The organism is Marinobacter metalliresistant (genome assembly GCF_038098645.1).
GTDB lineage: Bacteria > Pseudomonadota > Gammaproteobacteria > Pseudomonadales > Oleiphilaceae > Marinobacter > Marinobacter metalliresistant.
In genome coordinates this window covers 2,102,960-2,122,642 of record NZ_CP101118.1, presented here as the reverse complement: position 1 = coordinate 2,122,642, position 19,683 = coordinate 2,102,960, and the positions used below count along the sequence as shown (strand labels likewise).

Genomic DNA, 19,683 nt, shown 5'->3' with positions numbered 1-19,683 from the left:
CTATGCAAACTAATCTGGTTCAACAATTTGCCAACACCGCGGAAGGCCAGGAAGCCGAGTCGATACTGCGGGCCTGTGTGCACTGTGGCTTCTGTACCGCAACCTGCCCGACCTACCAGGAACTGAACGACGAACGTGATGGTCCCCGGGGCCGGATCTACCTGATGAAAATGTTCCTGGAAGGTGCGGAAGTTACGGACAAAACCCGGGAACACCTGGACCGCTGCCTCACCTGTCGCAGCTGCGAGACCACCTGCCCCTCTGGCGTAAAGTATGGCCGCCTGGTGGATATCAGCCGTGGCCTGATGGAGAAGGAGCTGCCCCGCGATCCGAAAGACAAATGGCTGCGCTGGGCCATGGCCCGGGTCATTCCCAACCGCCAGTTGTTCGGCATTCTGCTGCGTCTCGGGCAGGTGTTCCGCCCGGTGCTGCCGGAGAAGCTGCGCACCAAGGTACCGCCCAGAAAGCAGGCGAATCCGTGGCCGGCGGCCAGCCACAGCCGGATCGTGCTGGCACTGGCCGGCTGCGTGCAGCCCTCCGCTACACCCAACACCAACGCCGCTGCTGCGCGGGTATTGGACCGGCTTGGTATCACCATGGTTGAGGCACCGGAAGCCGGCTGTTGTGGCGCCGTGAACTATCATCTTTCCGAGCACGAGAAGGGCCTGGAAAGAATGCGCCAGAACATTGATGCCTGGTGGCCCGCCATCGAAGCAGGCGCAGAAGCGATCATCATGACCGCCTCCGGCTGTGGCGCCATGGTTCAGGATTACGGCCATCTTCTGAAAGATGACCCGGTGTATGCCGCCAGGGCGCAGAAGGTCAGTGAACTGTGCATCGATCTCGGCGCCTTCCTGCTGAAACAGGATCTGGAGAAGCTCAAGGTGCGCCAGAATCCCGGAAAGGTGGCGTTCCACTGCCCCTGCACCCTGCAGCACGCCATGAAACAGAGTGGAGTGGTCGAACAGGTGCTGACCCGGGCCGGCGTAAATCTCGCTGCCACCAAAGACAAGCACCTGTGCTGCGGCTCTGCCGGAACCTACTCGGTTACGCAACCGGAGATGAGCCAGAAACTGCTGGGCAACAAGCTCAAGGCGCTGACCATCGATAACCCCGACCGCATCGTTACCGCCAACATCGGTTGCCAGATGCACCTGGAGACCAGGTCGCCGGTTCCCGTGCAACACTGGATTGAGCTTCTGGATCAGTAAAACCTGAAATCGGGGTCAGATGAAAAAGGGGTCAGATGAAATTTTCATCTGACCCCTTTTTCATCTGACCCCATGTTCACGGTTTTTTTCGTTATACTGCCGCGGCAATTTACCGAACCACAGGGAGTGGAACCGTATGCCAAGGATAATGGCGAGTCTTGTTGTGTCTGTTGTATTCGCCGCTGTTGCCCACGCCGAAGTCTATACCTGGATAGACAGCCAGGGCGTGGCGCATTTCTCGGATTACCCGCCAGGGGAAATTCCCCACAAACGGATTCAGGTGCGGGCGCCTGCTACTGTGCCGATGTCTGAAAATCTCAGGCAAGAGGAGCGTATTTCCGGGATTCGAGAAGAGGTGAGCGGTCTGCTGTCCCCCTCTGGTCGCCCCGGTAAACCCGATACCAATGCCCGGGAAAGAGCCAGCGCCAGGCTGGAAAAAACCTGTGGCAAGTACCGGCGTAAGCTGGACCAGATTCAGTCCAGGTTACGGGCCGGCTACAGCAACGACAGGGGGAACAGCCTAAGGCGTCAGCGCCGGACATTAAGTCAGAAACTCAGCCGGGAATGCATCCTGCGTTAATTCACTCGCCTGCTAAGCTCGCTTGAAGCTGGCCAGCGCCACGGCGGCGGTGACGAACAGGCCGCCAAACACCCGGTTCATCTGCTGCTGGCGCCGTGCCGAGGTCATGAAGCGGAACAGCTGGCTGGCCAGCAGGGCATAGCCGAGCATGACCAGGCAATCCACCAGTATCAGAGTGGTTCCCATGGTGATCAGTTGGGGTCCGTGGGGCGCACCGGCCACCAGGAACTGGGGAAACAGGGCAACCAGAAAGACCGTTGCCTTGGGGTTGGTAAGGTTTACAAATGTCGCGTTCCAGAACCTCTTGTGTCCGCTCACCGGCTGGCGGTCATCGTCCATGGATTCCATCACTGGCTCGCGCCATTTGGAAATGCCCAGCCAGACCAGGTAAGCAACACCCAGCCACTTGATCACGGATAGAGCAATGTTCGAGGAGGCAATAATGGCACCCAGCCCGGCACCCACCAACAGAATCTGGATACCGAACCCCAACTGCAGTCCCATGATTGCGGGCAGTGAGCGGCGAACACCGTAGCGCATGCCATTGCTCATGGTATTGATGGCCCCGGCGCCCGGGGAAACGCTGATCAGTACGGCTGCAATCAGGAAAGTGAGCCAGGCTGTGAGTGACATAACTTAAGCTCCTGAAAACGCTAAGAGATACACTGTATAACCCACGAAGGCAAGCAGCAGACCAGAACCCTCGAACCGGTTGATACGACCCGGCCCACGGAAACCATACCCCATGGCAAACAGGGCGAGGGTGAGTGTGGCCATTACCGGGAAATCCCGGGAAAGAACTTCCGGCGCTACCGACATCGGCGCAATCAGTCCGGCAATACCCACAACCGCGAGTGTGTTGAACAGATTGGAACCCAGAATGTTACCCAAGGCGAGATCATGCTCACCCTTGCGAGCGGCAATTATGGATGAGGCCAGTTCAGGCAGTGATGTGCCAACGGCCACAATGGTCAGACCGATGACCAGATCACTGATGCCAAACGTGGTCGCCAGATCCACGGCTCCCCATACCAGGATTCGGGAGCTGACAATCAGAAGCAGCAGACCGATAACCAGCCACAGTATTGCCCTCCGCAAGGGAATGGCGTGGGCTTTGAGCTCATCTGTCATCTCATTGGCCATGGTGTCTCCGGGTTGTTTGATTCCCTGGTAGATACTCCAGCCAAGCAGCGCCACGAACACCACGATCAGGCCAACGGCGTCCTGGCGGGAGAGCTCGCCGTCCCAAAGCTGCCAGCCGGCAAAGGCTGTCACCAGAATCAGAATAGGCAGCTCTTTCCGCAGAACCTGCGAATGCACCGCAATCGGCGCCAGCAATGCCGTGATACCGAGAATCAATGCAATGTTCGTGATGTTCGAGCCATAGGCATTGCCCAGCGCCAGCCCCGGATTGCCCTGGGAAGCCGCCAGAGCGGACACCGCCATCTCTGGTGCGGAAGTGCCAAAGCCGACCACAACCATACCAATCAGCAGGGGCGGCATCCCGAAATGGCGGGCCGTGGTGGCTGAGCCCTCCACGAATTTGTCCGCACTCCACACCAGCAGAACCAGGCCCGCAAGGATTGCCCCAATGGCCATCAGCATTTCAAGAACTCCTTTTAGTCAATTACCGTCTCGGCGGCACAAGAATCTATGGTGCCACAGGTTCCGGCAATAGGTATAAATGCCCTGGTGGCGTGCGTGATATTCCGGATGTCGCCCGCGCGGAAGTAGTACCGGAATCTGCTAAACTGGGTATGGAAAAACAAATCCATGAAAACGCCAAAGGAGGCACAACTGTCATGGCCAAGAAACGGGCAAAGCCCACACAGGAAAGCGCTATCAGGCGCGACCTGAAAACCCCGAAATACCAGATGCGAGTGGTTGAAGGCAAAACGAAATACAAGCGCCGGCGGGGCAAGGCCGTTCGAGCCGAGGATTTCCGCAAGGCCGCCTGATGGGTGGTTTTACGGAAATCCTTGGTGAGAATTTCCCGGGCGGTGCCCTGGAGTGAGCCAACAAGCTTGGAAGAAGTACATTGAAGGATCTTGAACAGCACAAGAAGATCGCCGTTTTAATCGACGCCGACAACGCCCAGTTGTCAAAGCTGCCCCTGATCATCGAAGAGCTGTCCTCCCACGGGCATGTGGTTGTTAAGCGCGCTTACGGTGACTGGTCTGTGGACAGTCTCAAAAACTGGAAGACGGTCCTCAATGAACTGGCTATCCAGCCGATCCAGCAGTTCGCCTACACCAAGGGCAAGAACGCGACCGATGCATCCATGATTATCGACGCTATGGACCTGCTTTACTCTTCCAAGTTCGATGCCTTTGCCCTTGTCTCCAGCGACAGTGATTTCACCAAACTGGCTTCCCGTCTGAGGGAGTCTGAGATCTACGTATTTGGATTCGGCGAGAAAAAGACTCCGGTTTCATTCCGCAGTGCCTGCGACGATTTCCTGTTCACGGAAAACCTTGAGTACCCCGATGAGGCGGCTCCGGGCGAACCGGCAAAAACCGAAACCGAACCCCGGAAAAAGAAACACGAAAAGCTTCCCGAGGAAGTCGCACTGCTCAAACGCGCGTGGGAACAGACCCAGGACGACCAGGGATGGGCGACTTTCTCTGCGGCCGGCTCCTTCCTCAAGCGCACCCGCCCGGACTTCGACCCAAGGACCTACGGTGTGAAGAAGTTCTCTGATTTGCTGGTAGCCAGATCGGAATATTTCACGGTCAAGAAGGGCGCCAACGGGCAGGGGTATCGGGCGTACAAGCCGATAGAACAGAAGTAAGCAGATATCAGAGGCGCCAGAGCCTGCGCCAGGCGGGCTTTGCGCATGGACTTTCGGGCATAGTAATCTAAGCTCATGCCGGGGATTCAAAGGAGTGAATGGTGTCCCTCAGAGCCTGCGGCTCTTAAGGATTCATCCGGGGGTATGACCTGAGTCAACCATCCGGCTTTCGCATCAATGTTATGTTGATTGCACATCCAACATAAAAGGAGAGGGGACCATGGCCAAAGGGACTCCGAGCATTGTGGTTGCTTGTGACGGTTCGGATCATTCGTTACACGCAGCAAAAATGGCAGCCGAACTGGCTAAATCTACCGGCCAACCGCTCAAATTGTTAGCTGTGTTTCCGGGCACAAAGGTGGAGAGACTGGTTGTCAGCGGCGTATGGCCGAGTGATATTGAGGAAGAGGCAAAAAGTTACGGGCGCAAAATATTTGATGCCGCGAGACAGGCCGTGAGCGGGACGGCCGATCCCGTTGAAGAGGTCCTTCTCAAAGGTGATCCTGCCAAGGAAATTATTGAGTACCTGGAAAACAATCCGGGCGCTCACCTGTTTATGGGCAGGCGCGGTCATTCACTGGTGCGCAGTCTTACTCTGGGTAGTATCAGCGAAAAGGTTGTCAGGCATGCCACCGGGCCGGTGACGGTTGTAAGCGAATAACGTCGGCCCTGTTGCCAGAAAAACCGCGATCAGGGTTCGGTTTTTCTGGCAACCAGGCCCATCAGTTAAAAAAGCGAAGAAGAGAAAACAAGTCGGCGACCCATGTCCGGCGTTGCATGCGGCGGGTGGTTTTGCAGGGTTGTGTCTTTATTGTCGATCACCAACACGTCCGATGTTGCCAGCTTGCCCTTCGCAGTGCAGCTTTCCCAGCGGGACCTGAAGATCTTGATGCCCACCTCGCCAAGTATGATGCTGGCCAGAGGGGAAAATGTTCATTTTTTCGAGACTTCATCCTGAAGCAATGAGTACTGCCGGGAAACGTCGACCTGAAGGCGGTGCAGGTCTGTCGTTATGGCGGTAGATTGACAGCTTGGAAGAAAAATTCGGATTTCAGCCCTTGCGCCACTTCGTAAGGCGTTTGTCGCATTCTTCGTCTGGCAAGCGTGCGCCGGAGTAGAGCATCGAAGCTAGAGCACTCGCGAGCTTAGCTGGCGACAGTCCCCGGTGAAACTCCAATTCATCCAGAATCCAGAGTACACCTCGGACATCCAACTCCGCTTGGTGGCCAGATTTTCGCAGGTCACCATCATTCGTTAGCAGGGTCCACCCTCTCTCCCTGGCCACGAAATAGCAGGACACATCCGCCAGCGATGAATTGTTCAGAGACTGCTTGAGGTCGAATAGCTGCAGCGTCTCGCTACGACTGAGCGCCTCAATGGTCAGCCCAAGATCCGTTAATTGCTGTCCCGGAGGCTTGCGCAGCTCCCGCCAGACAAACTCTGTGGTGACAAACTGATGGGGTAGCTCGAATACCGTCTCCAAAAGGTTGCAGCGGTGAAGATCTATCCAGATATTCGTGTCAGAGACGAGAATTTTCGTGGGCATCGGCGCCCTCACCTGCTTGTCCGTTTGCCATCACATCCTCGATCTCTCCCAGACCGACGCCAAGTAACTCAGCCGCTCTGGACGGGGTTACTAGCCCCTCCGCCAATGCCCTGTATACGATCTGACGCAAGCGATAGGAGTTCTCCGGGTCCAGAGGTTCCGGTTCATCCTTCCGGTAGCCCTTGGACGACCAGAAACGAAAAGTACTTTGGTAGAAGCCCTGCTGAACAATGTCCAGATCATAGAGTCGCCGCAGGAGCGCCTGGATAGAGATTCCCCATTCCTCTTTGGCCAGCAAAAACTCCTTGAACAGCACCCGTCGGCGGCTGGTGCCGAAAGTTGCTCTCACCTGGCTGGCGGGAAAAAGGAATGCGCCTGCAAAGCGGTGGCACCAGTTTTCTTCATCACGAGTGCCATGAACCGCTTCTGGTATGTCCATCACAAGGTGGCCCAGTTCGTGGGCCAGATTGAATCGCTGCCGTTCTCCGGGGCGTTCGATATTGCTTACGATCACAGCATCAGCACCATCGTTAACCACAGCACAAAGCCCATCAAATTTTTCATGAGCTTTCAGGCCAACCACCTTGATGCCATTCTCTTCCAGGGTTTCAGTTAGGTTTGCAATGGGGTTGGTGCCAAGATGCCATCCTTTCCGAAGGTCTTCTGCGGCCTTTTCAATATCGTCGACATTAGACACCGAAAAGCACTCCCGCCATTGGGCGAACCCATCGGCAGCGTGCTCGGTTTCAAACAGATCCTCCGCAGCCAGATACCGTTCCAGGTGTTCCCGAACTTGCTCTTTCACCGCTTCCTGCTGCTTTTTGCCGAATGCAGAGTGCTTCCGAAAGTCTACCTCGCCAAGCTTGACGGAATCGGAACGAAAGAAATACTCAGGGTTTACCTCCAGCACGTCCGCGAGCTGTATTAAACGGGTGGAATTGGGCGCATCTTTGCCCTGTTCATATTTCGACAGAGCCTGCTTGGAAATATCTCCCAACTGGTCCGCAACCTGCTGTAGTGACATGTTTTTCAGGACTCGTGCACAACGCAACCGATCATGCAACATGGCTCTATTCCTTTAGGGTGACAACTGCTGGTTGACAATTTTAGGTTAAAGTTAATGGATGTCAACCTTATATGTGGATTTATCACAGCACGACACAAGATGTAGTGTTTTTTGCACAGAACGGGATTTCTTCTCAAAGCTGGAAGTCTGGAAGGGCTTTATTGAGGAAGGGTTCCCGGCTTGGGTGGCTCATACCGGGAGAACGTCATTCAATCCGTAATATCGAATTTGAGTAATCCAAGCTCAGCTATATCCTTATCGCCTTTTGACGGTGAGTAGTAGGCCTGAAAAAAACGAAATTCTGCGCGCCCTTCGGCATGGCACTTTCTTTCAGGCAGTTGTGTTCGGATTAAAGAAGGTGTGAGGATTCCAGGCTGTCCATGGTTAAGGTTCGCCCCACTGGCAGTACGGAAGCCTATTGGACGGGGCTGGAACTGCCGGTTGAGCGATAAAGCCACCGGCACAGTAGATCAGCTTTAAGTCCGACAGGCTGCTGGAAACAACAAAGCCCGCACAAGGCGGGCTTTGTCTGAATTCTTAATGGTGCCCGGAGGCGGAATCGAACCACCGACACGGGGATTTTCGATCTGAAGAATGCTGTTGATGGCAGCAGTAGACAAAAAACGACGGCAATAAAATCAGTCAGGTACGGTTTTTTGGTGTCGCTGAGTGCCGCCCAGATGTAGCGCCCAGGCCGTTCCAGCCAATGGCCACGCAGTTGTTGTCTTTGAAGTTGTCGAAGTAGCGTCCCGTTCTCTTTGAGGGCAAGGCCAGTCTTGAATAATCTAGCACTCGAGCTCGGTGCCTACTTTCTCTCTGAAGGCGCTTCCAAACAGCCTGTGATTTCCCGTTTCGTGTCGAACTCTGCCGGCAATAATCGCTGGCGCAATATTCAGCTCATTTGCGAGCTTTCGGACCGAGGCCGCTAGGGTAATTGATCGGTAGTTAACGCTATCTGGCAGTAATGCGCTTTGCGCAAGAGCGTCGGCTTGCTGCTCCTGGTCGTCTTCGGTTTCGGCATCCAGGTTGTCGATGAACCAGGCTTCATTACCGTCCAGATGCAACGCAACGTGGGCAAGTTCGTGCATGAGAGTGAACCAGAAGTTATCGAGCCGGTTATACCGAAGTGTCAGCGCTATGACCGGGTTGCCATTGGCAGCTACGCAGGCTGCGCCGTCAAGGTAGGTCTTGGGTAAATGCGGTTCAATAACGAGATGGATGCCGGACCTTTCAAGATACTCCCGCGCCAGTTCAGGCCCCTTCCCGGACCAGGATAGCCGAGTGAGATTACGCATCCATTCCAGGGTAACTGTGCCTTTTTTGTATGAGCCAGGTAGTTGTTGCTCTGCGGCTTTCTGTAAAACTCTTGCCTGCCAGGCCCATAAGGCGTAGCGGTCGCTTACCTTGTCGTTGGTGCGAAGGTGAGCGGCCGTGCGCAGCATTGCCGGTTCCAGCTCAAAACCGCCTCGCACACCGCTGAAAAGTCGCGTCAACCACTCTGCTGCGTATTCTTTCAGTTCTTGAAGGGAACCCTCGAAGCCTTCGAAATACCCACGCTTCAGCATGACCGCCAAGGGGAACGCTTGCCAGTCGACGTTTTTTTCGCTGGCAGTCTCCTGAACGGGCTCCTGAATCAGGATGTCTGCCGGTATGCCAAGACCGTGATTCAGCCGGCGAATCATATTCAGGCTGAGCGGGCGGTTTCCATTCAGTACCTCACTGACTTTGGATGCTGAACCGATAAAGGGAATGAGGTCTTTATTCTTCAGGCCCTGCTGGTCCATGCGAAAGCGAATGGCTGTTACAGGGTCAGGAAGGTCGATAGGGAACTGGCGTTGCTCGTATTGCTCAATCAGCATAGCCAACACTTCCAGCTCGTCAGCTTCCGGGGAACCCTCCAGCGGGCCAGCGTCCATCAGTACCATAAGGCGCTCCAGAGCAGCCTCATGCTCTTCCGGAGTTTTAATGATTTTCAGATGGTCCATGATGCTGTTTCCTTAGAGTTTTTGCTTGCTGTAGTCCGCGTGTGTTCCAACCCACTCCACCACGACAATGCCACCCTGGTACCGAACCTTGACCACGAGCCGAAAGTGATTGCCCTTGATGTTGAATATGACCCGGTTATCGGCGAGAAAGTCGGCGCTGGCGAATCGATTCTTGATGTCTTGTGGTGTCTGCCAGTTGCTTCTTTCTGCCTCTGCATACCACGCTTCAAGAGCCTTCTTGGAGGAAGCGTGCTTGCGCATGAAGTCGGTCAGCTTGTTCCGGGCTAAGACCTTCATAGGATGGCGAAGTTCCTTTTTCGGGAATTTTATCAAATGTTCCCTAAATGGGAAAATAACGTCTGGTTATAAGGAGTGAGAAGGTTGGCTGTCAAGGCCACCCTGATTGAGCTAAAGGTGAACTCGGTTTTTCCGCTAGCGGCCGCAGAGGGTTTGCCTTTGCGCGAGTTGCCTCAACTGAGCTCGCTGACCGGAAAGCTAAACGGCGTTAGAGAAGGGGCCCGTAAAAGCCTTACACTGGCTAAAGAGATTGGCTGTTAGTTTTCCGTGGACACTTGGTGGACACCAGAAACAACAAAGCCCGCAAGAAGCGGGCTAAGTCATTGAATTCGTGGTGCCCGGAGGCGGAATCGAACCACCGACACGGGGATTTTCAATCCCCTGCTCTACCAACTGAGCTATCCGGGCATGTTGCGCTACTGCAGTGCAACGGGGCGCTATTAAACCGGTTTCGATGTTTTGAGTCAAGGCTGAGCCGGAAAAATTTCTGAATCTTTTCAGGGTCGCTCAGGCTTTGATCAATCCGGCTTTACTGCTCCGGCGGTACGTAGCCTTCGGCCTTGTCAAAAGGCTCGTTGTTGAAAAAGTGCTGCATCTGCGCCTGCAGGTATTTGCGGGTGTTCTGGTCCATCAGGCTCAGGTGTTTTTCGTTGATCAGCATGGTCTGCTGGGCCTGCCATTCTTCCCAGGCCTGCTTCGATACGTTTTCGAAAATGTCCTGGCCCCTGGCGCCGGGCATCGGGGGGAAATCCAGGCCTTCCAGTTCTTTCTGGTATTTGCGGCAGAACACGGTACGGCTCATGGTGGCTCCTGTTGGTAAGTGTCACTGGCGGTGATGATAACAGATCGTTGCGGGTGAAAGCGCAAGCGGGCCGGCTCAAAGCAGGGCGGTTTGCTCCGGTTTGGTGAGCAGCAAACGAATCGGCGCCGGTAACCCGAGATTCAGGGCTTCATGGCGGTGCAGCCATTTCAGGTGGCCCTGGTCTGCAATGCTTTTAGAGCCGCTGGCCACGTTCAGGCGGGCGGGTTGAATGTGCAGGTGGTAATGGGAGAAGGTGTGGCGGAAGCCGCTGATCAGTTCCGGTTCTCCGCAATCCAGCCCGAGGTTCTGTTCACAGGCTTCCTGGAGTTCGTCTGCCCCGTAGGCCGGGTCCAGTTCCGGCAGGCTCCAGAGGCCACCCCAGACGCCGCTGGGTGGGCGACGCTCCAGCAGGATGCGGCCCTCGCTGTCTTGAAGGATCATCATCCAGGTAGTCTTTTCCGGTTTGGCTTTCCTGGGCTTTGAGCCCGGATAGAGTGATGTTTCGCGCCGGGCATAGGCCTGGCAGCCGTGTTGCAATGGGCAGCTGTCACAGGCCGGGCGGCTACGGGTACACACCATGGCGCCCAGATCCATAATGCCCTGGGTATAATTCCGCACCCGTTGTTCTGGCGTGTGTTCCTCGGCCCGTTGCCAGAGCTGGTTGAGCACGGCGGTCTGGCCGGGCCAGCCGGGGATGGCGTGGTAGCGGGCCAGTACCCGTTTCACGTTGCCGTCCAGTATGGCGGCGCGAATGCCGAAGGCCTGGGCCAGTATGGCCGCTGCGGTCGAGCGGCCGATTCCGGTGAGGGACTCGAGCTCTTCCTGGGTTTGTGGAAACTCACCACCGAAGTCGCGAACGACCGTTTGCGCGGCTTTCTGCAGGTTGCGGGCCCGGGCGTAATAGCCAAGGCCGGACCAGTGGCTGAGCACGTCATCTACGGGTGCTTCGGCCAACGCCTGGACATCCGGGAAGCGTTCCATGAACGCTTCAAAGTAGGGGATAACGGTGGTTACCTGGGTTTGCTGCAGCATGATTTCCGAGACCCACACCCGGTAGGCGTTCCGGTTATGGTGCCACGGCAGGTCATGCCGGCCGTGGCTGTCGTACCATTGCAGCAGTTTTTGGGCGAATCGGTCGGGCATCAGTTGAACAGGCCCTTGAGTTTGTCGCCAAGTTTATCCTGCAGCTTCTCTTTCACCTTTTCCTCGGCTTTTGTCCTGGTCTCGTCAACTTTCTCCTTAACTTTGGCCCTGGCGGCATTTTCAGCGATGGTTTTCAGGGTATCCCGGAAACGTGATCCGTCAAAGGAGCAGAGGCCGGCGGGATCTTCGGCAAAGTTGCCCCGGCATTCCACCGGAATAACCACGTTCTCCACATACTCGGTAACCCGGCAGGCGTTATCCCGATGAATCTCACCCACGATTCGAAGCCCCGCCTCGTAATCCAGCTGGCTCTGTTCCATGTCTATGGTTCCTTTGCCCTCAAGGCGCATGCCGGCCAGTGAGGCCACCAGATCGGTGTTGTTCAGGGTGTTGCCGTTGATGTTCAGGGTCCCGCGCATGTCGTTAAACGGGGTGCTGGTGCCCCAGTCGGTGGTGGTCAGCTGATCCTGGTTAACCAGAGCAATTCCCTGGCAGGCCATGCGGGTCAGGTTCATTCGGCGGAACTGGCCCTCCGCCAGGTTGAAGCTGACCTGGCCATCGGCGTTGCTGCGTAGTGCCGAGATGCGGTTACCGGTGGTGGTGACGTTCACTTTGAGGTTGGCGCCACCGCCGAGCATGTCCACGTCGGCAAGGTCGGTGAGCAGGGGCAGGGTCTGCACATTGGTAACGTCTGAGCCAATGGTCCATTTCGGGTTGTCGCTCCGGGCGTCGATGGTTACGTTGGCGCTAAAGCGGCCCTCATAGAGCTTGCCGCTGAACTCATCCACTTTTAACAGGCCATTTTTCGCTGTGGTACTGGCTTTGATTTCTTTGATGGTCAGGTTGCTGACAATCAGTTGGCCGAGTCCCAGATCAATGTCCAGCAGCAGGCCGCGGATGGTTTCCAGTGGCAACAGATCGCCTTCCGGGCTGGTTGTCGCCTTTTCGGGGGTGGCGGCCTGCTTTGTATCGCCTTCTGCTTGAGGGGGGAGGTAGCGGTCTGCATTCAGCTGGTCGCCCTGAAGGTTGAAGACGATGCCAGTGTCAGCGAGGTTGTAGCTGCCGGAGCCATTGAAGGTGGTGTCATCCAGTTTGATGGTCAGGTCGGACAGCTCCACCTTGCCGGCCGGGCCGCTGATGCTGGTGGAGAAGGCGAGGGCTTCAAGAACGTCTTTGTCACGGGTTTCAACGGCTGGCTGGCCGAGGTTGCTTAGCAGCTTCCTGAGGGAGAAATCTGCGATGGATACCTTGCCGCTCAGGGTCGGTTTGTCACCGAACCCGTTCACGGTGAGTTCCGTGCTGAGGGACAGGTTGGCAAGGCTGGCGGTAAAGTCGCTCAGGGTTGCGGTTTCGTTTTCCAGGTTTGCCTTGGCAGAGCCACCAAGTTCAGCGGTGACCTCTTTGCTGCCGAACGGTTCGCCGGTCATATCGAACACGGCTTTCAGGCCGGATACGGCGAACTCGTTGAGTGCTTCGTTGGCGGCAAGACGGGCACTGATGTTGCCATCCACCTCAAGGGTCGGCTGGGTGGTGGCAACCCGGAATCCGATCTCCAGCGGGAACTCGGAACCCAGGGTGATGTTGCTGGCGTTAACGGTAAAGTTTTCCAGGGTGACCGACTGGCCGGTGCTCTTGTCGGTGTAGTGCACCTGGGCATTGCTGATCTGAACATTCTCCACGTTGAAGTTCAGGGGCTCGCCGCCGGCACCCTGATCTTCCTGTGCCTGCTCCTCCTGGGTCCCGGCTGTTTCCGCGGCTGCCTCTCCGGCGGACTTCCCGGGCATGATGCGGGTCCAGTTGCCGTTGCCCTGTTCGTCTACTTCGAGGCGCGCGTCCAGCCCGTCCAGCACAAAGGTATTCACCCGGGGCGACATGGCAATGAGTGACCAGAAGTCGATTTGGGCAACCAGCTTTTCCAGAGCAACGAAACGATCACCTTCCAGGGTGGCCTCTACGGAATTCAGTTCAAACCCCAGCGGGATGAAAGACCAGCCAATGTCGCCTTTGAGAATCAGGTCGAGGTTGGTCTGCTTCTCAACGGCCTGTTCAATCTGCGGTTTGTAGTCGTTGGGGTCGATCACGGCCATGGCGATGGCAACGGCAGCCACGGCGAGAATGACCAGCGCAACGAGGGTGATCAGCACATAACGGACGGCTTTCATGATTCAGGCTTCCTTCCTAATGTTGGGAGCTTGCAGTATTCGCGGAGAATACCGACGCCAATGACCCAAAGGATAACGCAGGGTTAACAAATTAACAGCGCAGGAGTATGACAATGCCGTAGTGTTGGGCCAAAATACACGTCCTTGATTTTCCGACTACATTGATACCTATAAACACAAGAAGGAGTTGGTTGTGGCTATTACTGTTTCGATTGAGCTGAACCGGGAGCTTGAAATACCGGGTAGTTATGATGAAGTGTTTGACCTGCTGGCGGATGTGCCACGTTCCGCCAGCCATTTTCCCAAGGTCCACAAGCTGACCGACCTTGGCGACAACGCCTACCGGTGGGAAATGGAAAAGGTGGGCGTGGACAAGCACGCGATCCAATCCGTGTATGCCTGCAAATATTACTCAGACAAAGACGCCGGCAAGATTACCTGGGACCCCGTTAAAGGTGAGGGCAACGGGGTGGTGAGCGGCTCCTGGACCATTAAGTCCAGGGGTGACAAGGCCACGGCAGTGAAATTCCAGACCAGCGCTGAGCTTACTTTGCCACTGCCCAGCCTGCTGAAACTGGCGATCAGCCCGGTGATCAAGCACGAGTTCAACAGCCTCGTGGATACCTACATGAATAACCTCAAGAAGGCGTTTTAACCGCGCTTTTCTTTCGGATTAACCGCGCTTTGCTATCGGAGCGATTAAACCGGTTGTGGGACTCAGGCGGACATAAAAGGTATAATCGCCGGATAGATTTTTTCCGGCGCTATGCCGCTCAATTGTCACGGAGTCCCCATGGCCGAACGTAAGGCTCGGGTAGAACGAAATACCCTTGAAACCCAGATCACCGTTGAGATCGATCTCGACGGCACCGGCAAATCCAGTTTCGACACCGGCGTGCCCTTCCTGGAGCACATGATGGACCAGATTGCCCGTCACGGCCTGGTGGATCTGAACATCGTTTCGAAGGGCGACCTGCACATTGATGACCATCACACGGTGGAGGACATCGGTATCACCCTGGGCCAGGCCTTTAAGCAGGCGGTGGGTGACAAAAAAGGCATTCGCCGTTATGGCCACGCCTATGTGCCGCTGGACGAAGCCCTTTCCCGTGTTGTGATTGACCTGTCCGGCCGTCCCGGCCTGATGATGGACGTGCCCTATACCCGGGGTGCCGTTGGTGGCTTCGATGTGGACCTGTTCGAGGAGTTCTTTCACGGTTTCGTGAACCATTCCATGGTGACCCTGCACATTGACAATCTGAAGGGCAAGAACACCCATCACCAGATTGAAACCGTGTTCAAGGCCTTTGGCCGCGCCCTGCGCATGGCTATTGAAATGGACGAGCGCATGGCGGGTATTACTCCGTCCACCAAAGGCTCGCTGTAAAAGGCTCGTCGCAAGAAGACTCGCTGTAACCGGTCACTTTTCACCGGTCAATCAAGGACACCGCAACAACCATGAAAACCGTTGCCATAATCGACTACGGCATGGGCAACCTTCACTCTGCCAAAAAAGCGGTAGAGCACGTCGCCCCGGACACCACCGTACTGGTCACCGACAACGCTGGCAAAATCCGCGAAGCCGACCATGTGATCCTTCCCGGCGTCGGCGCCATCCGCGACTGCATGGCCGAAATCCGCCGCCTGGGCGTCGACACCCTGGTTCGTGAAGTGTCCCAGGACCGACCATTCCTGGGCATCTGCGTTGGCATGCAGGCCCTGATGTCCCGCAGTGAAGAAAACGGCGGCGTCGACTGCATCGGCCTGTTCCCTTCGGAGGTGCGTTATTTTGGTGACCACCTCACGGAAAACGGTGAACGCCTGAAGGTGCCCCACATGGGCTGGAACCAGGTGCACCAGACCATCGATCACCCCCTGTGGCACAACATTCCGGAGGGCGACCGTTTCTACTTCGTGCACAGCTTCTACGCGGAAGCCGAGGGCAATGCCGATATGGCCGGCCGCACGCATTACGGCGTAGACCTTGCAGCAGCGGTGGCCAGAGACAACATTTTTGCAGTGCAGTTCCACCCGGAGAAAAGTGCACGGGCGGGTTTGCAGTTGCTAGAGAATTTCACAAACTGGACTGGAAAGAGCTGACGGACCGGAATGTTTCAGCCCTTCGATGCGGGGAGCTACTGCCGGGACTGCCTGCAGCATGGATGCTGCAGGCAAGCTCACAGGGACGTATTCACAGCGTGTTCCGGCAGTAGCTCCCTGTAGCGGAGGGTGGGCGACTATCTCCGGTATCTGATCGGCCATCTCCGAGGAAGCTAGAAAATATGCTCATTATCCCCGCCATTGATCTGAAAGACGGCAAATGCGTGCGCCTGCGCCAGGGCCGGATGGACGACTCCACCGTATTCGGTGACGACCCGGTAGATATGGCCACCCGCTGGGTGGAAGCCGGCGCCCGCCGCCTGCACCTGGTGGACCTGAACGGTGCCTTCGCCGGCGAGCCGGTAAACGGCGAAATCGTTCAGACCATTGCCCGAAAATACCCGGATCTGCCGATCCAGATCGGCGGCGGCATCCGCTCCGCGGAAACCATCGAAGCCTACCTGAAGGCCGGCGTGCAGTGGGTCATCATCGGCACCAAGGCGGTGAAAGAGCCGGAATTCGTTACCGATATGTGCAAGCGCTTCCCTGGCCACATCATTGTTGGCCTGGACGCCAAAGACGGCCGCGTTGCGACCGACGGCTGGGCGGAAGTCTCCGAAGTGATGGCTACCGACCTGGCGAAGCGGTTCGCCAACGACGGCGTGGACGCCATTGTCTACACCGACATCAGCCGCGACGGCATGATGCAGGGCGTTAACGTGGAAGCCACTGCGGCACTGGCGGAAGAGGGCGGCATTCCCGTGATTGCTTCCGGCGGCGTCACCAACATGGACGACCTCAGGCGCCTGGCTACCGTGGCCGATAAGGGTATCCTCGGTGCCATTACCGGCCGTGCCATCTACGAAGGCACGCTGGATGTGGCTGAAGCCCAGGCCTTCTGTGACAGCCTGAAGGGGTAAGACGACATATGGCTCTGGCGAAACGTATTATTCCCTGTCTGGACGTCGACAAAGGCCGCGTTGTAAAAGGTGTTAACTTCGTGGATATCCGCGACGCCGGCGATCCGGTGGAAGTGGCCCGCCGCTACAACGAGCAGGGTGCCGACGAAATTACCTTTCTCGATATAACGGCCAGCCATGAAAGCCGTGATACCACCTACGAAACTGTCGAACGGATGGCGGCGGAAGTGTTTATTCCGCTCACCGTGGGTGGCGGTGTGCGTACTGTGGACGATATTCGCAAGTTGCTGAATGCCGGCGCCGACAAGGTCTCGATCAACACCGCGGCGGTCTTCAACCCGGAATTTGTGCGTGAAGCAGCGGAGCGTTTTGGCAGCCAGTGCATCGTAGTGGCCATTGATGCCAAGCGGGTCAGTGAGGAAGGCGGGGAGCCTCGCTGGGAAATCTTCACCCACGGTGGCCGCAAGCCAACCGGCCTGGACGCCATAGAGTGGGCCCGCCAGATGGTCGAAATGGGCGCCGGGGAATTGCTGCTGACCAGTATGGACCGGGACGGCACCAAGATCGGTTTCGATCTGGGCCTGACCAAGGCAATTTCAGATGCTGTCATTGTGCCGGTGATCGCCTCCGGCGGTGTCGGGGAGCTGCGGCACCTGGCCGATGGCGTGACCCAGGGTGGTGCCGATGCGGTTCTGGCGGCTTCCATTTTTCACTTTGGCCAGCACACCATTCCCGAGGCCAAAGCTTTTATGAAGGCTCTGGGGATAGAAGTCCGCGATTGAACATGAAAGCCGGCGAATAAGGGGTCAGATGAAAGCTTTCATCTGACCCCTTTTTTACGTGCAAAAGCAGGTCGAATGGCCTGCTTCTCACCCTCTGCAAACATCTTCTGGTTGCTGTTGCGCATGGCCCAGAGGCCACTCACGGTAGCGATGGCAATGCCCTGGGCGTCCAGTTCCGGAAGGTGCTTTTCCAGATAGTCCACGGTGACTTTGTGTGGATGGCCGATGCCGATGGCGCTGCCGTTCTCCCGCGCACGCTGGATCAGCAGCTTGAACTGGCGGTCGACAAACTCCTCGGTTTGTTCGTGGTCGAGAAAGACATCCCGGTTCAGGGTGGGAATCCTGTAAGCGGCAGCCACATCACCGGCGACTGATGCAGCAATGGTGCGGCTGTCTACAAAATAGACCGGGTAGCGAAAGAGCTCCTTCATTACCCAGTCCATGGGCTGGAGCTGCTGGGTTAGCAGGCTACCCATGTGATTATTCACACCCTGTACGTGAGGAATGGAGCGGAGCGCGCGCCGGAGCGTCATTGCCATGCTCAGCTCGTCCATATCGGGCGTCAGCCCGCCAGGGCCAAGGCCGAAGTTTCGTGTGTTGGCCATCGGGGCGTGCAGCATGATTTCCTTGTTTTTCCGGTAGGCAAACCGGGCAAGGGTATCGGTATGCCTGCGGTAGGGCAGGAAGGCGAGGGTCAGCGGTTGATCCAGGTTGGCCAGGCGCTTGCCCTCGTGAAGGCTGTGTCCCATGTCATCAATAATGATGGCAATGGTCGGAGGCAGCGCCTGTTTTGCTGGCTCGGCTGCTACCAGGGTGGGCACAACCGAGAGGGCAAATGCCAGCAGGGAGCCTGCCAATTTCACTGACTGCTTCCTTCTGCCTTGCCTTTGCCTTGCGGATTCAGAATCCGGATGCCCTTGAGCAGATTAAGAGCCGAGCGCAGTTGGTAGTCCCTGTCTGCCAGGGAGGCGGTTTCGTCCTCCGCCAGGGTTTTATTGTCCTGTTGCTTCCTGTTCTCGTCCTGGCCTTCCAGGTGTCCGCTCAGGTCTGCCTCGGTGAAGAAGGGTTTGCTGTCCAGTTCCTTCAGCTCTGCCGGGCGCACTTCAATATCCGGTTTGATGCCGGTTGCCTGGATGGAGCGGCCATTCGGTGTGTAGTAGCGTGCAGTGGTCATCTTGATGGCGTGGGTTTCATCCAGGGGAATGACCGTCTGAACGCTGCCCTTGCCGAAGGACTGGGTGCCCATGATCACAGCGCGTTCATGGTCCTGCAGGGCTCCGGCCAGGATTTCGGAGGCAGAAGCAGAGCCTCCGTTAATCAGTACCACAATCGGAGTGCCTTCCATGACGTCGCCGGCTCCGGCGCTGAAGCGAAGGCGCGAACTCTGGATGCGGCCCTCGGTATAAACAATCAGCCCCTCATCAAGGAGCACGTCCGCGGATTCCACGGCCGCCTGAAGAACACCACCCGGATTGTTACGCAGATCAATGATCAGGCCATCGAGATCGCGGCCCAGTTCGTCCTCGAGTTTGCCGAGGGCATCCCTGAACTGCGAGCCGGTATCCGCCTGGAACTGGGTAATCCGCACATAGCCGTAGCCGTTTTCCAGCATCCGGGACTTCACGCTGGTGACCTTGATGATGTCACGCTCGACTTTGATCTCAATGGGCCCCGTCTCGCCCTCACGCATGATGGTCAACGTGAGGATGGTGCCGGGTTTGCCTCGCATCATTTGGACTGCTTCTTCGAGGCCCATGCCTTTCACCGGCTTCTCATCGAGCTTGATAATCAGGTCTCCGGCCTGAACCCCGGCCTTTTGTGCGGGAGTGTCATCAATCGGTGCGATTACCTTTACGAAGCCATTCTCCATGCCCACTTCAATGCCGAGCCCGCCAAATTCTCCGGAGGTGCTTTCTTCCAGATCCTCATAATCCTTGGGGGCAAGATAGGTGGAGTGGGGGTCCAGGTCTGACAGCATGCCCTTGATGGCGCTTTCAAGCAGCTGTCGATCATCCACTTCCTCTACATAGGCGTCTTTTATCCGACTGAACACCTCGGTAAATTTTCGGAGATCTTCCAGAGGCAGCTGCTTTTCCGGGTCAGGGAGGCGGATTTCAACCCGTTCGCCGTCCCGGATGCCTTCGAGCAGTTGTTCGGTAGCGGAGTTTTTCTCCTGGGCCCAGGCCAGACCGGATGCGGTGGCGAAACAGGTAGCGAGTGCAATGCTGCGTAATGGAAAGGCATGGAGTGTACTTCTGACCCGTTTCATTCACATATCCCGTTTTTATTCCGATAGTT

General features: G+C 56.6%; 21 protein-coding genes and 1 tRNA gene. 10 read left to right on the top strand and 12 right to left on the bottom strand.

What is annotated here, in order from left to right:
• Positions 1-2 precede the first annotated feature (2 nt).
• Together glcF and NLK58_RS10005 are read left to right on the top strand one after the other, a co-directional pair.
• Positions 3-1,211 carry a glycolate oxidase subunit GlcF gene (gene glcF / locus NLK58_RS10010; RefSeq protein ID WP_117618366.1) on the top strand — a complete coding sequence of 403 codons (1,209 nt, stop codon included), beginning with the start codon at positions 3-5 and terminating at the stop codon, positions 1,209-1,211.
• A 136-nt stretch (positions 1,212-1,347) separates the two neighbouring features.
• Entirely contained in the window at positions 1,348-1,791 is a 444-nt protein-coding gene (locus NLK58_RS10005) for a DUF4124 domain-containing protein (RefSeq protein WP_117618365.1), read from the top strand.
• 12 nt (positions 1,792-1,803) lie between these two features.
• Here the strand turns inward: NLK58_RS10005 and rhtB are convergent, their stop codons facing one another.
• Both rhtB and NLK58_RS09995 read right to left on the bottom strand, forming a co-directional pair.
• The gene (gene rhtB / locus NLK58_RS10000) at positions 1,804-2,424 is read right to left on the bottom strand and encodes a homoserine/homoserine lactone efflux protein (RefSeq protein WP_117618364.1); all 621 of its coding nucleotides are present in this window, start codon (positions 2,422-2,424) and stop codon (positions 1,804-1,806) included.
• Positions 2,425-2,427: 3 nt separating this feature from the next.
• Positions 2,428-3,396, bottom strand: coding sequence for a calcium/sodium antiporter (locus NLK58_RS09995; RefSeq protein ID WP_341582734.1), 969 nt, complete (start codon positions 3,394-3,396; stop codon positions 2,428-2,430).
• A gap of 197 nt (positions 3,397-3,593) precedes the next feature.
• Here NLK58_RS09995 and NLK58_RS09990 point away from each other — a divergent pair, with 197 nt between their 5' ends.
• The 3 genes from NLK58_RS09990 to NLK58_RS09980 all read left to right on the top strand — a co-directional run bounded on the left by NLK58_RS09990 (position 3,594) and on the right by NLK58_RS09980 (position 5,243).
• Positions 3,594-3,749, top strand: coding sequence for a hypothetical protein (locus NLK58_RS09990; RefSeq protein WP_162893708.1), 156 nt, complete (start codon positions 3,594-3,596; stop codon positions 3,747-3,749).
• Between the two features lie 80 nt (positions 3,750-3,829).
• Positions 3,830-4,582: an NYN domain-containing protein gene (locus NLK58_RS09985; protein ID WP_117618361.1), complete on the top strand. Its 753-nt coding sequence runs from the start codon at positions 3,830-3,832 to the stop codon at positions 4,580-4,582.
• Between the two features lie 220 nt (positions 4,583-4,802).
• Positions 4,803-5,243 carry a universal stress protein gene (locus tag NLK58_RS09980; protein WP_341582733.1) on the top strand — a complete coding sequence of 147 codons (441 nt, stop codon included), beginning with the start codon at positions 4,803-4,805 and terminating at the stop codon, positions 5,241-5,243.
• A 390-nt stretch (positions 5,244-5,633) separates the two neighbouring features.
• Here the strand turns inward: NLK58_RS09980 and NLK58_RS09975 are convergent, their stop codons facing one another.
• The 8 genes from NLK58_RS09975 to NLK58_RS09940 form a co-directional block, all read right to left on the bottom strand.
• Entirely contained in the window at positions 5,634-6,128 is a 495-nt protein-coding gene (locus NLK58_RS09975; protein WP_117618359.1) for a type II toxin-antitoxin system VapC family toxin, read from the bottom strand.
• A complete protein-coding gene (locus NLK58_RS09970; RefSeq protein WP_205422301.1) occupies positions 6,103-7,152 on the bottom strand; it encodes an XRE family transcriptional regulator in 1,050 nt (349 codons plus the stop codon). Before NLK58_RS09970 ends, NLK58_RS09975 begins: the two co-directional genes overlap by 26 nt.
• A gap of 827 nt (positions 7,153-7,979) precedes the next feature.
• Positions 7,980-9,179 (bottom strand): ImmA/IrrE family metallo-endopeptidase, encoded by a 1,200-nt coding sequence (locus NLK58_RS09965; RefSeq protein WP_117618357.1) that lies wholly within the window; start codon positions 9,177-9,179, stop codon positions 7,980-7,982.
• A 12-nt stretch (positions 9,180-9,191) separates the two neighbouring features.
• Positions 9,192-9,476 (bottom strand): type II toxin-antitoxin system HigB family toxin, encoded by a 285-nt coding sequence (locus NLK58_RS09960; RefSeq protein WP_117618356.1) that lies wholly within the window; start codon positions 9,474-9,476, stop codon positions 9,192-9,194.
• A 332-nt stretch (positions 9,477-9,808) separates the two neighbouring features.
• Positions 9,809-9,884: transfer RNA gene (locus NLK58_RS09955), tRNA-Phe, on the bottom strand.
• Positions 9,885-10,005: 121 nt separating this feature from the next.
• Positions 10,006-10,278 carry an oxidative damage protection protein gene (locus NLK58_RS09950; RefSeq protein ID WP_117618355.1) on the bottom strand — a complete coding sequence of 91 codons (273 nt, stop codon included), beginning with the start codon at positions 10,276-10,278 and terminating at the stop codon, positions 10,006-10,008.
• Positions 10,279-10,353: 75 nt separating this feature from the next.
• Positions 10,354-11,421: an A/G-specific adenine glycosylase gene (gene mutY / locus NLK58_RS09945; RefSeq protein ID WP_117618354.1), complete on the bottom strand. Its 1,068-nt coding sequence runs from the start codon at positions 11,419-11,421 to the stop codon at positions 10,354-10,356.
• Positions 11,421-13,583: an AsmA family protein gene (locus tag NLK58_RS09940; protein WP_341582732.1), complete on the bottom strand. Its 2,163-nt coding sequence runs from the start codon at positions 13,581-13,583 to the stop codon at positions 11,421-11,423. The genes mutY and NLK58_RS09940 overlap by 1 nt, the downstream gene beginning before the upstream one ends.
• A gap of 193 nt (positions 13,584-13,776) precedes the next feature.
• On the opposite strand from NLK58_RS09940, the gene NLK58_RS09935 reads away from it, so the two are divergent.
• From NLK58_RS09935 to hisF, 5 genes are all read left to right on the top strand, one after another.
• Complete coding sequence (locus NLK58_RS09935; protein ID WP_117618352.1) at positions 13,777-14,238, top strand: SRPBCC family protein; 462 nt, start codon at positions 13,777-13,779, stop codon at positions 14,236-14,238.
• A 138-nt stretch (positions 14,239-14,376) separates the two neighbouring features.
• Positions 14,377-14,970: an imidazoleglycerol-phosphate dehydratase HisB gene (gene hisB, locus NLK58_RS09930; RefSeq protein WP_007153401.1), complete on the top strand. Its 594-nt coding sequence runs from the start codon at positions 14,377-14,379 to the stop codon at positions 14,968-14,970.
• Between the two features lie 71 nt (positions 14,971-15,041).
• Positions 15,042-15,683 carry an imidazole glycerol phosphate synthase subunit HisH gene (gene hisH / locus NLK58_RS09925; RefSeq protein ID WP_117618351.1) on the top strand — a complete coding sequence of 214 codons (642 nt, stop codon included), beginning with the start codon at positions 15,042-15,044 and terminating at the stop codon, positions 15,681-15,683.
• 182 nt (positions 15,684-15,865) lie between these two features.
• The gene (hisA, locus tag NLK58_RS09920; RefSeq protein ID WP_117618350.1) at positions 15,866-16,603 is read left to right on the top strand and encodes a 1-(5-phosphoribosyl)-5-[(5-phosphoribosylamino)methylideneamino]imidazole-4-carboxamide isomerase; all 738 of its coding nucleotides are present in this window, start codon (positions 15,866-15,868) and stop codon (positions 16,601-16,603) included.
• 8 nt (positions 16,604-16,611) lie between these two features.
• Positions 16,612-17,385: an imidazole glycerol phosphate synthase subunit HisF gene (gene hisF / locus NLK58_RS09915; RefSeq protein WP_117618349.1), complete on the top strand. Its 774-nt coding sequence runs from the start codon at positions 16,612-16,614 to the stop codon at positions 17,383-17,385.
• A gap of 38 nt (positions 17,386-17,423) precedes the next feature.
• Here hisF and NLK58_RS09910 read toward each other — a convergent pair whose 3' ends face one another.
• Positions 17,424-18,206 (bottom strand): divergent polysaccharide deacetylase family protein, encoded by a 783-nt coding sequence (locus NLK58_RS09910; protein ID WP_341582794.1) that lies wholly within the window; start codon positions 18,204-18,206, stop codon positions 17,424-17,426.
• 38 nt (positions 18,207-18,244) lie between these two features.
• Positions 18,245-19,654 carry a S41 family peptidase gene (locus NLK58_RS09905; RefSeq protein WP_341582731.1) on the bottom strand — a complete coding sequence of 470 codons (1,410 nt, stop codon included), beginning with the start codon at positions 19,652-19,654 and terminating at the stop codon, positions 18,245-18,247.
• Between the last annotated feature and the right edge of the window lie 29 nt (positions 19,655-19,683).

Bases quoted from the DNA above. Each gene is read 5' to 3' on its own strand.
- NLK58_RS09990 (WP_162893708.1), top strand. From the start codon at position 3,594: ATGGCCAAGAAACGGGCAAAGCCCACACAGGAAAGCGCTATCAGGCGC.
- NLK58_RS09970 (WP_205422301.1), bottom strand. From the start codon at position 7,152: ATGTCACTACAGCAGGTTGCGGACCAGTTGGGAGATATTTCCAAGCAG.
- NLK58_RS09995 (WP_341582734.1), bottom strand. From the start codon at position 3,396: ATGCTGATGGCCATTGGGGCAATCCTTGCGGGCCTGGTTCTGCTGGTG.
- glcF (WP_117618366.1), top strand. From the start codon at position 3: ATGCAAACTAATCTGGTTCAACAATTTGCCAACACCGCGGAAGGCCAG.
- hisA (WP_117618350.1), top strand. From the start codon at position 15,866: ATGCTCATTATCCCCGCCATTGATCTGAAAGACGGCAAATGCGTGCGC.
- NLK58_RS09980 (WP_341582733.1), top strand. From the start codon at position 4,803: ATGGCCAAAGGGACTCCGAGCATTGTGGTTGCTTGTGACGGTTCGGAT.
- NLK58_RS09975 (WP_117618359.1), bottom strand. From the start codon at position 6,128: ATGCCCACGAAAATTCTCGTCTCTGACACGAATATCTGGATAGATCTT.
- hisH (WP_117618351.1), top strand. From the start codon at position 15,042: ATGAAAACCGTTGCCATAATCGACTACGGCATGGGCAACCTTCACTCT.
- NLK58_RS10005 (WP_117618365.1), top strand. From the start codon at position 1,348: ATGCCAAGGATAATGGCGAGTCTTGTTGTGTCTGTTGTATTCGCCGCT.
- NLK58_RS09940 (WP_341582732.1), bottom strand. From the start codon at position 13,583: ATGAAAGCCGTCCGTTATGTGCTGATCACCCTCGTTGCGCTGGTCATT.
- hisB (WP_007153401.1), top strand. From the start codon at position 14,377: ATGGCCGAACGTAAGGCTCGGGTAGAACGAAATACCCTTGAAACCCAG.
- NLK58_RS09965 (WP_117618357.1), bottom strand. From the start codon at position 9,179: ATGGACCATCTGAAAATCATTAAAACTCCGGAAGAGCATGAGGCTGCT.
- mutY (WP_117618354.1), bottom strand. From the start codon at position 11,421: ATGCCCGACCGATTCGCCCAAAAACTGCTGCAATGGTACGACAGCCAC.
- NLK58_RS09950 (WP_117618355.1), bottom strand. From the start codon at position 10,278: ATGAGCCGTACCGTGTTCTGCCGCAAATACCAGAAAGAACTGGAAGGC.
- NLK58_RS09905 (WP_341582731.1), bottom strand. From the start codon at position 19,654: ATGAAACGGGTCAGAAGTACACTCCATGCCTTTCCATTACGCAGCATT.
- rhtB (WP_117618364.1), bottom strand. From the start codon at position 2,424: ATGTCACTCACAGCCTGGCTCACTTTCCTGATTGCAGCCGTACTGATC.
- hisF (WP_117618349.1), top strand. From the start codon at position 16,612: ATGGCTCTGGCGAAACGTATTATTCCCTGTCTGGACGTCGACAAAGGC.
- NLK58_RS09960 (WP_117618356.1), bottom strand. From the start codon at position 9,476: ATGAAGGTCTTAGCCCGGAACAAGCTGACCGACTTCATGCGCAAGCAC.